The 11,748-nt window shown below is 73.1% G+C and carries 11 protein-coding genes and 1 tRNA gene; 8 read left to right on the plus strand and 4 right to left on the minus strand.

Annotated elements, in window-relative coordinates; genetic code table 11:
* Positions 1–95: 95 nt before the first annotated feature.
* Positions 96–167 (plus strand) — tRNA-Gln (locus tag AW16_RS0109900).
* 201 nt (positions 168–368) lie between these two features.
* On the opposite strand, the gene AW16_RS0109905 is transcribed toward AW16_RS0109900, so the two are convergent.
* Positions 369–1,142 carry a hypothetical protein gene (locus AW16_RS0109905; RefSeq protein WP_029289991.1) on the minus strand — a complete coding sequence of 258 codons (774 nt, stop codon included), beginning with the start codon at positions 1,140–1,142 and terminating at the stop codon, positions 369–371.
* The gene (locus AW16_RS0109910) at positions 1,142–1,480 is read right to left on the minus strand and encodes a PadR family transcriptional regulator (protein WP_029289993.1); all 339 of its coding nucleotides are present in this window, start codon (positions 1,478–1,480) and stop codon (positions 1,142–1,144) included. Before AW16_RS0109910 ends, AW16_RS0109905 begins: the two co-directional genes overlap by 1 nt.
* Positions 1,481–1,797: 317 nt before the next feature.
* On the opposite strand from AW16_RS0109910, the gene AW16_RS18425 reads away from it, so the two are divergent.
* A complete protein-coding gene (locus AW16_RS18425) occupies positions 1,798–1,944 on the plus strand; it encodes a hypothetical protein (RefSeq protein WP_156044129.1) in 147 nt (48 codons plus the stop codon).
* Positions 1,945–2,097: 153 nt separating this feature from the next.
* Here AW16_RS18425 and AW16_RS0109925 read toward each other — a convergent pair whose 3' ends face one another.
* Both AW16_RS0109925 and glsA read right to left on the minus strand, forming a co-directional pair.
* Complete coding sequence (locus AW16_RS0109925; protein WP_034648648.1) at positions 2,098–3,747, minus strand: MFS transporter; 1,650 nt, start codon at positions 3,745–3,747, stop codon at positions 2,098–2,100.
* Positions 3,744–4,778 (minus strand): glutaminase A, encoded by a 1,035-nt coding sequence (gene glsA, locus AW16_RS0109930; RefSeq protein WP_034648652.1) that lies wholly within the window; start codon positions 4,776–4,778, stop codon positions 3,744–3,746. The genes AW16_RS0109925 and glsA overlap by 4 nt, the downstream gene beginning before the upstream one ends.
* A 207-nt stretch (positions 4,779–4,985) precedes the next feature.
* On the opposite strand from glsA, the gene glmU reads away from it, so the two are divergent.
* From glmU to AW16_RS0109960, 6 genes are all read left to right on the plus strand, one after another.
* The gene (gene glmU, locus AW16_RS0109935) at positions 4,986–6,623 is read left to right on the plus strand and encodes a bifunctional UDP-N-acetylglucosamine diphosphorylase/glucosamine-1-phosphate N-acetyltransferase GlmU (protein ID WP_034648655.1); all 1,638 of its coding nucleotides are present in this window, start codon (positions 4,986–4,988) and stop codon (positions 6,621–6,623) included.
* Complete coding sequence (locus AW16_RS0109940) at positions 6,623–7,609, plus strand: ribose-phosphate diphosphokinase (RefSeq protein WP_029290003.1); 987 nt, start codon at positions 6,623–6,625, stop codon at positions 7,607–7,609. Before glmU ends, AW16_RS0109940 begins: the two co-directional genes overlap by 1 nt.
* Before the next feature lie 49 nt (positions 7,610–7,658).
* Positions 7,659–8,342, plus strand: coding sequence for an SIMPL domain-containing protein (locus tag AW16_RS0109945; protein ID WP_051681840.1), 684 nt, complete (start codon positions 7,659–7,661; stop codon positions 8,340–8,342).
* A gap of 242 nt (positions 8,343–8,584) precedes the next feature.
* On the plus strand, positions 8,585–9,223 hold the full coding sequence (locus AW16_RS0109950) for a 50S ribosomal protein L25/general stress protein Ctc (RefSeq protein WP_029290007.1): 639 nt from the start codon (positions 8,585–8,587) through the stop codon (positions 9,221–9,223).
* Between the two features lie 79 nt (positions 9,224–9,302).
* Positions 9,303–9,920 (plus strand): aminoacyl-tRNA hydrolase, encoded by a 618-nt coding sequence (gene pth / locus AW16_RS0109955; protein WP_029290009.1) that lies wholly within the window; start codon positions 9,303–9,305, stop codon positions 9,918–9,920.
* A 140-nt stretch (positions 9,921–10,060) separates the two neighbouring features.
* Positions 10,061–11,590 (plus strand): sugar transferase, encoded by a 1,530-nt coding sequence (locus AW16_RS0109960; protein WP_029290011.1) that lies wholly within the window; start codon positions 10,061–10,063, stop codon positions 11,588–11,590.
* The last annotated feature ends 158 nt before the right edge of the window (positions 11,591–11,748 follow it).

Consider the following 11,748-nt stretch of genomic DNA (forward strand, 5'->3'; position numbering starts at 1 on the left):
GGTGCGGGTCCACGGCCCGGCAGGCCGGTCGCGACGTCGCGCGCCGCGCAGGGCTGGCAGACTTGGCCGCCGACGAGCGCCGCGCCGCTCGTCGTTCCGCCCTGGTGTAACGGCAGCACGCCGGCCTTTGGAGCCGTGCAGTCCAGGTTCGAATCCTGGGGGCGGAGCCGAGGGGTTTCGCCCGTCGCCGGCGCGCCGTCCCGCGCGCCGCGCGCGGTCCGCGGCTGGCACGGTTCCGCGAGTGCGCCAGTTTCGGTCGAGTGCGCGGGTCTGGACCTCGACTCTCGTCCAGAACTGGCGCACTCGCCGACGCACGGCGCCCCGGCCGCGGGTCGGGCCCGGGCCCGCGGGGCTGCCCGCGAGCGCGGTCAGGCCGCGGTGCGGTGCACGGCGCGGCGGACCAGGGTCCACGCCGCGGCCAGCCCGACGAGCGCCAGCACGCCCAGCGCCGCCGTGAGCGCCACGCCGCCCGCTGACATGCCCCCGCTCCCGGTGCACGTCGTCTGCGTGTCGATGCCGGACGTGACGGTGCTGCACTGCTGCCCGGCCGTCGCGACCGAGAGCACGGTCCACAGCGCGATCCCGGGCAGCGGGACCAGGAAGGTCGCCGCGACCTTCTCGCCCGGGGTCCACACGCGTGAGACCCACACCATGACGAGCCCCGCGACCAGCAGGACCACGGGGACGACGAAGCCGACGAGCAGGCCGCCGACCAGTACGAGCACGATCGCGAGCACGGGCACCCATGCCGGGGTCCGCCGGTCGGGCGCGGTGCGCTCGGCTGGTGCGGTGCGCTCGGCGAGCTGGTCGCCCGCGGCCTCGGCGGCGATCGCCAGCGGGTCGCCCAGCTCGCGGATCGCGGCGTCGACGGCGGTGTCCACCGCAGCGTCGTCGGGACCTGATCCGGTCGCTGAACCTGCCGCTGGACCCGCCGGGGTGCCGGTCGCTGAACCTGCCGCTGGACCCGCCGCTGAGCCGGCAGCCGCGCCGGTCGCCGAGGCGATCGCCGCGAGCAGGTGCTCGCGGAGCCCGTCCACGATCTCGCCGCGGTCGTCGACGCCGCGCGCGGCCAGCGCCGCGTCCACGTCGGCCAGGTAGCGCTCGGCGCGCTCGTTGGCGCGGCCGACCCCAGAGATCCCCATCAGCTCTTCCCCTCGGACAGTGCCGTGTTGACGGCGTGGTGGAACGGCACCCAGGCGGCCTCGAACTCCGCGAGCGCGGAGACGCCCTCGGGCGTGAGCCCGTAGTAGCGGCGCGGCGGACCCTCGGTGGACTCGCGCCAGGACGTCTCGACGAGTCCGCCCTTGCGCAGCCGAGCGAGCAGCGGGTACAGCGTCCCGGCGCTCGCGAGCAGCGTGCCCTCGAGCTCGCGCGCGATGTCGAAGCCGTACCGCTCGCCGGAACGCAGCGACGCGAGGACGCAGTACTCGACGACCCCGCGCCGCAGGTTCGCGAGCACCTGTGCCTGACCAGGTAACATGCGACGCACGCTACCTGACGACGTGCGATTCCGGAAGTCGCCGCTGCGAGGCCCCGTCAGGCCTGCTCGGCCCGCTCGTCGAGCGAGCGCGTGCGGCCTGAGAGCGTGCCGTCGACGTTCGACTCTCGGGCCGAACCCATGCGCTCGGCAGCTGGCGCGCGCAGCGGGCGGGGCGTCAGGCCGGGTCCGGGTGGGAGCGGGGCAGGCGGCTGGCCGGGAGGATCGCCATCGCGCTCACGCCTCCGATCGCTCGTCGCGCGGCTCATCGGAGCCGGGTGGACCACGTCTCGTGCCGGGAGCCTGCGGAGGAGGGCGACGTGGCCGAGGTCCTGGCGCGCGCACATCCGCCGAAGACGATCTGGTTGATGTCGGCGGTCAACTCCGTGGGCTTTTCGATCTGGCTGGTCAGGGGGATCGCGACACGAGATCGTGCCAGCATCGTCGCCGCGGCGGGGGGCCGATGATCCCTCACCACCGGGGGCCTCTCGCACACCGCCACCATGACTCGCCACCGAGCGACGGCCAGGCCCGTGAGAGCGAGGGTCTGATACCGGCGCACTCTCCGGCCGCGGGTCGGCGCAGCCGCCGTCGGACGTGGCGTCAGGCGGGTGCCCGCATCAGGCGGGTTCCGGGTCCCGGTCGCGGGACGGGTCCGGGATCTCGTCCGGGCGGTAGCGGGGCAGCCGGCTGGCCGGGAGGATCGCGGTCGCGCTCACGCCGGCCAGGATCAGGAGCCCGAGGCGCAGGGTGTCGAGCCGCGCCTGCTCGTTGAGCGCGACCGCGGCGTCGACCTGGGCGGCGTCGGCGGTGGTACCTGCCAGCACCGAGCGCAGGTCGTCGTTGCTGACGAAGTTGACCTGGTCGAGGTCCACCTGGGCGACGAGCGACGGCGGCAGATCGGGGTGCTCGATCACCGCGCGGCCCACGGTGATGCCGAGCACCGTGACGAGCAGGGCGCCTGCGAGAGCGGTGCCCACGGCGGACGCGAGGTTCTGCGTCGTCCCGCGGATCGAGCCCACGTCCCCCGCGAGCCGCTTGGGCGCCGCGGTGACGAGCACGTTGAACACGAGCGTGACGAGCGCCCCCTGCCCGACGCCGAACACGATGAGGCCGAGGATCGTCGGCAGCGTCTCCCAGTTGTTCGTCACGACGAGCGAGAGCCACGCGAGCGCGACCGTGGTGAGCGTGAACCCGAAGACACCGATCGTGCGCGGCGGGTACGTCTTGTAGAACCGGACGACGAGCGTCGCGGTGACGAACACCGTGAGGTTGAACGGGATCATCGCGAGCGAGGTGTCGAACGGCGTACGCCCCTGCACGATCTGGATGTACAGCGGCACCGTGAAGTTGAGCGCGGCCTCGAGCGCGACGACGACGAACATCGCGTACACCGCCGCTCGCTCGCTGGGCCGCCGCAGCACGGACAGGTCGACGAGCGGCACGCGGCCTGCCCGCGCACGCCGGCGCGTCCACCAGAAGAACGTCTGCCCCAGCACCACGCCGAGCACCACGAGCAGCGGCGCGGGGGAGACGCCCGCGACGTCGAACGGCGCGCCCGGCGACGCGACGAGGATGCCCCAGCCGTTGAGGTTGTTGAACCCGAGCGTGAGCGCCACGATCGCGGCACCGATGAGCAGCGCGGCCACTGCGTCGATGGTGATGCCCGGGTCGCCGCGGTCGGCGCGCAGCTTGAAGCTGAACACGAACACGGTGACGGCGAGCGCGAGGACCACCCCGAACACTGGGCGCCAGCCGACGAGCGTGCCGAGCGCGCCGCCGAGGAAGAACGCGGTCATGCCCGAGACCGCGCGCGCGGAGCCGAGCGACCCGATCGCGGTCGCCTGCTGCGGGCCGCGGTAGTTCTCGGCGATGAGCGCGACCAGTGCCGGCACGATGATCGCCGCGGACGCGCCCGCGAGGGCCTGGCCGGCGATCGCCCACCCGATCGAGGGCGAGACGATCATGAGCACCGCGGACGCAGCGAACAGCGCGACGACGATCCGGAACGCGAGCAGCCACCCGATGCGCTGGCCGAGCTTGGCCCCGGTCATGACGAGCGCCGCGACCGCGAGCCCGTACATGACGATCGTCGTGCTCGCGGACGTGGGTGGGACGCCGAAGTCGTCGACCATGCCGCCGAGCGAGACCGGCAGCGCGGCGACGTTGAACGACATGAGCACCTGCGCGAGGAAGAGCCCGACGAGCGGGGTCCAGGACCGGCGCTCCTCGGCACCCGCAGGAGCGGGCTCGGGTGTCGTCGTGCTCATGCGGGCTCCTCGGGTGAGGTCGGGCGGGTGGGGACGTGCACGGACGACGCGAAGACGTTGAGCCCGAGCGCGCGCGAGAGGTACGCGGTGGCGCGCTGCCCGCGCACGCTGTTGCCGGCCGGGTCGAGCAGCGGCGAGTAGGTGCCGATCGCGCCCTTGCCGGGGCTGACCGCGACGATCCCGCCCGCCACGCCCGACTTGGCCGGCAGCCCGACGTCGAACAGCCACTCGCCCGAGCGCTCGTACATCCCGGTCGAGGCGAGCACGGCCAGCGTGTCGGTCGCGACCTGCTCCGAGACGACGCGCTCGCCGGTCACGGGGTTGACCCCGCCGTCGGCGAGGGTCGCGCCCATCACGGCGAGGTCGTGCGCGTCGACGAGCAGCGAGCACTGCCGCGTGTACACGTCGACGACGTCGAGCGGGTCGGCCTCGATGCGCCCGTAGCTCTCCAGCAGGCGCGCGATCGCCTTGTTGCGCGAGTTCGTCGCCGCCTCCGACGTGTACACGACCTCGTCGACCTCGAGGCGCCGGCCGGCGAACCGCGACAGCCCGTCGACGACGGCCTCCCACTGCTCGTCGGGTCCGTCCCCCTCGACGAGCGCGGTCGTCGCGATCGCTCCGGCGTTGACCATCGGGTTGCGCGGGTGGCCGCCGTGCAGCTCGACGGCCATGACCGAGTTGAACGCGAGGCCGGTGTTGTCGACGCCGATGCGCTCGCGCAAGTGTGCGTGGCCGAGCCGCTCGGAGACGAGCGCGTAGACGAACGCCTTGGAGATCGACTGGATCGAGAACCGGGTGGTCGTCGCGCCCGCCGCGTGCTCGCGGCCGTCGGCGTCCACGACGCACACCCCGAACGCGGCCGGGTCAGCCTGGGCGAGCACCGGGATGTAGTCGGCCAGCACCCCGGAGGAGTCGTCCGCGTAGCGCGCGTGCGCCGCCACGACGAGCTCCTCGACCTGGTCCCAGCCGGGCAGCGCACCGGTCGAGACCGCCTGCGCGACGTCGCCGACGACATCGATCCTCGAGTCCACGCGTCTCCCTCGTCGTCGCACCACACCGGCGTCCCGTCGAGCGCCATCCTGCCCTCGGGCACCGACACAGGGAATGGGTGACGCCACATCTCGGGACGGCTACCGACCTGCCCGCCCGTCGGGTGGCCGCCCTGCGCGACGGTAGAGTGACCGTGCGCCACGAACCGCCGCCCGCTCGTCGGGCAGACCCGCGAGGAGCACTCCCTGGTGTCGTATCCCCGGCCCGCCGCCGTCGTCGTCCTCGCCGCAGGTGAAGGCACCCGCATGCGCTCGGCGACCCCCAAGGTCCTGCACACGCTCGCGGGCCGCAGCATGGTGGGCCACGCGCTCGCCACCGCACGCGGGCTGGACCCGCAGCGCGTCGTCGTCGTGGTGCGGCACGAGCGCGAGCGCGTCGCAGCCCACGTCGCGGAGATCGACCCGCAGGCGCTGCTCGCGGACCAGGACGACATCCCCGGCACGGGCCGTGCGGTGCAGGTCGCGATGACGGCGCTCGACGCGTCGGCGCAGGCCGGAGCCGCCGAGGGCGGTCGCACGGGGTCCGCCGCGGACGCGCTGCTCACGGGTGCGATCGTCGTCGTCGCCGGGGACGTCCCGCTCCTGGACGCCGGCATGCTGGGCGAGCTGCTCGCGGCCCACCACGAGGACGAGAACGCGGTCACGATCCTCACCACCGAGGTCGCGGACGCGACGGGCTACGGGCGCATCGTGCGCGAGGCCGGCACCGGTGACGTGCTGTCGATCGTCGAGCACAAGGACGCCGACGACGAGCAGCGCGAGATCCGCGAGATCAACTCGTCCATCTACGTCTTCGACGCCGCCGTGCTGCGCGGTGCGCTCGGGCGGCTGGGCCGGGACAACGCGCAGGGCGAGGTGTACCTGACGGACGTCGTCGCGATCGCGCGGGCCGACGGCGGCCACGTGCGCGCGCTGCGCACCGACGACCCGTTCGTCGTCGAGGGCGTCAACGACCGTGTGCAGCTCGCGACGCTCGCGCGCGAGTACAACCGCCGCATCCTCGAGGACTGGATGCGCGAGGGCGTGACGGTCGTCGACCCGGCGACCACGTGGGTCGACGTCGACGTCGAGCTCGAGCGCGACGTGACGCTGCTCCCCGGGACGCAGCTGCACGGCGCGACGGTGGTCCGCGAGGGCGCGACCGTCGGCCCGGACACGACGCTGACCGACGTCGAGGTGGGCGCGGGCGCGACGGTGACCCGCACGCAGGGGTCGCTCTCCGTGGTCGGCGCGGGCGCGAGCGTCGGGCCGTTCGCGTTCCTGCGACCGGGCACCGAGCTGGGGGACAAGGGCAAGATCGGCACGTTCGTCGAGACGAAGAACGCGCAGATCGGCATGGGCTCCAAGGTGCCGCACCTGTCCTACGTGGGCGACGCGACGATCGGCGAGCACTCGAACATCGGCGCCGCGTCCGTGACGGTCAACTACGACGGCGTCAACAAGCACCGCACGACGATCGGCTCGCACGTGCGCACGGGGGCGGACAACATGTTCGTCGCGCCCGTCACCGTGGGGGACGGGGCGTACACCGGTGCGGGGTCCGTGATCCGCCGCGACGTGCCCGCGGGTGCGCTCGGGGTCAGCGCGGGCGCGCAGCGCAACATCGAGGGTTGGGTGGCCCGTTCGCGCGCCGGGACCGCGGCCGCGCAGGCCGCCGCGCGCGTGGCTCGTCCCGCCGACGACGGCCTGTCCCCGCAGGCGCGCGCCGAGCGCGAGCGCGCCGCCACCGCGGCCCGCGGCATCCCCGTGACGCCGCCCCCCGCCCTGCCCGACCAGCCGCCGCGGCTGGACGACCCCACCGGCTCGACCACCCCGAAGGACGCATGATGACCGGGATCGTCTCCCACGACGGCGAGAAGCGACTGGTGCTGGTCTCGGGGCGTGCGCACCCCGACCTGGCGTCCGACGTCGCGAAGCACCTCGACATCGACCTGCTGCCGACCACGGCCTACGACTTCGCCAACGGCGAGATCTACACGCGCTTCAGCGAGTCGGTGCGCGGTGCGGACGCCTTCGTGCTGCAGTCGCACGCGTCGCCCGTGATCAACCACTGGATCATGGAGCAGCTCCTCATGGTCGACGCGCTCAAGCGCGCCTCGGCCAAGACGATCACGGTCGTCGCGCCGTTCTACGGGTACGCGCGCCAGGACAAGAAGAGCCGCGGCCGCGAGCCCATCTCGGCCCGGCTGCTCGCCGACATGTTCCGCACCGCGGGCGCCGACCGCATCATGAGCGTCGACCTGCACACCGCGCAGATCCAGGGCTTCTTCGACGGCCCGGTCGACCACCTGTGGGCCATGCCGATCCTCGTGGACTACGTGCGCGGGCGCGTCGACGTCTCCAACGTCACGGTCGTCTCGCCGGACGCGGGACGCATCCGCGTCGCGGAGCAGTGGGCCGCCAAGCTCGGCGGCGGGCCGCTCGCGTTCGTGCACAAGACGCGCGACGTGCGCACCGCGAACAAGGCGGTCGCCAACCGTGTGGTCGGTGACGTGGAGGGCCGCTCGTGCGTGCTCGTCGATGACCTGATCGACACCGCGGGCACGATCTCCGAGGCAGTGCGCGTGCTCAAGGAGGCCGGCGCGAAGGACGTCATCGTCGCCGCGACGCACGGCATCCTGTCCGACCCCGCGGTGGACCGCCTGCAGTCCTGCGGCGTGCGGGAGGTCGTCATCACGGACACGCTGCCCATCGAGGACGAGAAGCGGTTCGACTCGCTGACCGTGCTGTCGATCGCGCCGCTCGTCGCGCGCGCGGTCCGTGAGGTGTTCGACGACGGGTCCGTCACGAGCCTGTTCGACGGCAACGCCTGACGCGAGGACGACGAGCGGGACGAGCAGGAACCACGACGCGGAGGTCGACGTGCACGGACCGGTCACCGGTGAGGGTTCCTGGCAGGACGCGGGCCGACGAGGTCCGCGCGGCGGGGTTACCGTGCGCGGCTCGGGCGCGGCCGACGCCGTCCCCGACGTCGTCGTCGCCGACCTCGGGGCGCAGGCCACCGAGCCGGACGTCGGCTCCGCGCTCGCCGCGGCCGGCGACGCGCTCGCGGCCATGCGCGACGCCCTGCGCTCGGCGGGCGTCGCCGACGGTGCCGTGCGCACCGGCAGCACGTCGACGTGGGAGGACAGCAGCGTCCCGGACGTCCGCCGCACCGTGGCCCGGCTCGGGCTCGTCGTGACGCTCTCCGACGTCACGACCGCGGGCGACGTGCTCGGTGCCGTCGTCGCGGCGGGCGCGTCGCACGCGTGGCTCGGCGGGCTGCGCCTCGTCGTGTCCGACCCGTCGCAGGCGGCCGCCGCGGCGCGCACCGCCGCGTTCGACGACGCGACCACCAAGGCGACCCAGTGGGCCGCGCTCGCCGGGCACCGGCTCGGCCCCGTCCTGTGGGTGCACGAGGACGAGCCCGGCGGGGGCGGTGCGCCGAGGTTCGCGCGCGCCGCGAAGGACGTGCGCGCGATCCCGGTCGAGCCGGGGGAGCAGACCGTGCAGGCGGCGGTGCAGGTGCGGTTCGCGTGGGCGGACGACGAGGTCGTCGGCGCCTGATCGTTCGACCGATCGGTCGGGCGGTCAGCGCGTTTCCGGTGGGTCGTCGTAGCGGCTAGACTGCTCCGGTTGCCTCGGCGAGGGACGACGGACGGCCACGCTCCATCGGCCGCCACCCGTCCGTGATCGACAGGGCCCATGCCTCCGTGCGTGCGTCTCCGTCCTGCGCCCCACGTCGAGGCCACCACCAACGTCGCGCCGTCGTCGGCGCCACTCCACCGTCACTGCTTCTGGGAGTCATCGTGTCTGAGATCAAGCTCGTCGCCACCGCCCGCACGGAGTTCGGCAAGGGTGCGGCCCGCCGCCTGCGCCGCGCGCACCAGATCCCCGCCGTCCTGTACGGGCACGGCTCGGACCCGCTGCACGTCGCCCTGCCGGGCCACGAGACGATGCTCGCGGTCAAGCACGCCAACGCGCTGTTCTCGATCGAGCTCGACGGCAAGCCCACGCTCGCGATCGCCAAGGACGTCCAGATCGAGCCGGTCCGCAACGTCATCGAGCACATCGACCTGCTCATCGTGAAGAAGGGCGAGAAGGTCGCCGTCGAGGTCCCGGTGCACGTCGTGGGCGAGTCGGCCCCCGGCACCATCCACCTCGTCGACACGCAGTCGCTCTCGCTCGAGGCCGAGGCGACGCACCTGCCCGCCGCGGTCGAGGTGTCGATCGAGGGCGTCGAGGCCGGCACGTCGATCACCGCCGGTGACATCGAGCTCCCGAAGGGTTCGTCGCTCGTCACGGACGCCGAGACGATCGTCGTGACCGTCACGGTCCCGCAGGTCTCGGCCGACGACGTCGCCGCCGAGGAGGCCGCGGCCGAGCTCGCCGCCGAGCAGTCCGCCGCGTCGGCCGACGCCGCGGAGTCGGAGTCGTCGGAGGGCTGAGCCCGCTGAACCACCGGCGCCCGGTACCGTCCTGAGTGGCGGTGCCGGGCGCCGTCGTCTGTGCTGATCAGGAGGAAACGTGACCGAGGGTGCGTGGCTCGTCGTCGGCCTGGGCAACCCCGGCCCGCAGTACGCGGGCAACCGCCACAACGTCGGCCAGATGGTGCTCGACGAGCTCGCGGCGAGGACGTCGTCGTCCTTCGGCTCGCGCGGCGGCCTGCTGGGCCGACGACCGCAGGCCGTGACCGCCGAGGGGCGCCTGGGCGTGCTGCCCGGCGGGGCACCCGGACCGCGCGTGGTGCTGGCCAAGCCCACGACGTACATGAACGTCTCGGGCGGACCCGTCGCGGCGCTCGCGTCGTACTACTCGGTCGATCCTGAGCGCGTGATCATGGTGCACGACGAGATGGACATCCCGTTCGCAGAGATCAAGCTCAAGCGCGGCGGCGGCGAGGGCGGGCACAACGGGCTGCGCGACACCACCAAGGCGCTCGGCACCAAGGAGTACGTGCGCGTGCGCGTGGGCGTCGGGCGGCCGCCCGGGCGGATGGACCCCGCCGACTTCGTGCTGCGCGACTTCTCGACCGTGGAGCGCAAGGAGCTGCCGTTCCTGCTGGACGCCGCGGCGGACGCGGTGGAGCTCGTGGTGACGCAGGGGCTCGAGGCGGCGCAGCTGAGGTTCCACACGAAGTCGTGACGCGTTCACCGGTCCGTGGGGTGAAAGTCCCGTGTACCGGGTGAAATCGGACACAAGGTACTGATCGGTACAGACTGGGACCTATAACCTCCAACGTGTCCAGGACGATCTCGTCCGACGACGTGCGGGTGGGGGATCCGATGACACTGACGGCTGACCAGGCCGGCGCGGGCGCGTTCGCCGATGGCGAGCGACGCGCCCGCTCCCGCGAGCCGCGCCGTTCGTGGGCATCGACCCGTCCGTACGACCCGCGGGCGACGCAGTTCAACGGCGACGAGGTCCGGGCCCACAGCTGGCACGCCGCGAGCCGTCGGTATCGGTCGGTCGTGGTGGTCACCGACGCCGCGCTCATGTTCACCGCGGGTGCGGGGTTCCTCCTGCCGCGGCTCGGGAACGCGCCGGCGACGTGGTTCTGGATCGTGCTCGGCACGGTCACCTTTGGCCTCACCGTCATGATCGCGCACGGCTACGACCTGCGCAGACTCGGCGCGGGCGCCCAGGAGTTCCAGTCCGTCGCGGCGGGCGGGGCGCTCCTGTCCGCGGGCATCGTCGTGGGTGCGTTCTCGTTCCACGCGACACCGCCGCGCACCACCGTGTTCGTCGCGATCCCGCTCGCGACGGTCTTGTCCTGCCTCACGCGCTACGCGCTGCGCAAGCGCCTGCACCACCGGCGGCTGCGCGGCGCCGACATGCAGCGCACCGTCGTGCTGGGATCGACCGCGAGCGCGTCCCGCGTGGCGTACGAGCTGCAGTCCGCCGCGTACGAGGGGTACGAGGTCGTCGGGCTGTGCCTCCCGTCGGTGGACGACGAGGCGCTGTTCACGGGGGCACCCGTGCTGGGTGCGGTCTCGGACGTCGTGCAGATCGTCAACGACTACGCGATCGAGGTGGTCGTGCTCTCGGGCTCGACTCTGTCCGGGGACGCGACGCGGCGACTGTCCTGGGCGCTCGACCGCGCGGGTGCTGCGCTCGTCGTGATCCCGGACCTGGTCGAGGTGAGCCCCGTGAGGCTCGCGGTCCGACCGTCGAGCTCGATGCCGATGCTCGAGGTGGAGGTCGTCGCGTCGCGCCGCCGACAGCTCGCCAAGACCGCGATGGACTGCACGCTCGGGCCGCTCATCGCGCTCGTGACGCTCCCGCTGGTGCTGGTGCTCGCGGTGCTGGTGCGCCTGACGTCCCGCGGGCCGGCGTTCTTCCGGCAGCACCGCGTGGGGGTGGACGGCCGCCGGTTCTCGATGTGGAAGCTGCGTTCGATGTACGTGGACGCCGACGAGCGCCGTGCCGCCCTGGCCGAGCTCGACGAGGGCAACGGCGTGATGTTCAAGATGCGCGACGACCCGCGTGTGACACCGCTGGGCCGGCTCATGCGGCGGTACTCGCTCGACGAGCTGCCCCAGCTGTGGAACGTCCTGAGCGGTGACATGTCGCTCGTGGGCCCCCGGCCGCCGCTGACGTGCGAGGTCGACGCGTACGAGGACGTCGCGCATCGCAGGCTCCGGGTCAAGCCGGGAATCACCGGACTGTGGCAGATCAGCGGGCGTTCCGACCTGAGCTGGGAGGAGACGGTCCGGCTCGACCTGCGGTACGCCGACAACTGGTCCGTGGCGATGGACCTGACGATCTTGTGGAAGACCGCACGGGCCGTGGTGCGGCCCGAGGGTGCCTACTGACCGGACGTGGTGCCTGTCCACGCAGGGGCGGCCGGGTGAACTGGGTCGCTCCGCCCGCCGTGCGGCGGTGCCCGGTATCTATGCTCGCGAGACCGGCTCGGGGCGTGCCGACGACGACAGGAGCGCAGTGGCTGTGACGGGCGACGACCGGCAGCGGT

Source organism: Cellulomonas sp. HZM, from assembly GCF_000708885.1.
Taxonomy (GTDB): Bacteria; Actinomycetota; Actinomycetes; order Actinomycetales; family Cellulomonadaceae; genus Cellulomonas.

Bases quoted from the DNA above. Each gene is read 5' to 3' on its own strand.
- AW16_RS0109905 (WP_029289991.1), bottom strand. From the start codon at position 1,142: ATGGGGATCTCTGGGGTCGGCCGCGCCAACGAGCGCGCCGAGCGCTAC.
- AW16_RS0109910 (WP_029289993.1), bottom strand. From the start codon at position 1,480: ATGTTACCTGGTCAGGCACAGGTGCTCGCGAACCTGCGGCGCGGGGTC.
- AW16_RS0109925 (WP_034648648.1), bottom strand. From the start codon at position 3,747: ATGAGCACGACGACACCCGAGCCCGCTCCTGCGGGTGCCGAGGAGCGC.
- AW16_RS0109940 (WP_029290003.1), top strand. From the start codon at position 6,623: ATGACCGGGATCGTCTCCCACGACGGCGAGAAGCGACTGGTGCTGGTC.
- AW16_RS0109960 (WP_029290011.1), top strand. From the start codon at position 10,061: ATGACACTGACGGCTGACCAGGCCGGCGCGGGCGCGTTCGCCGATGGC.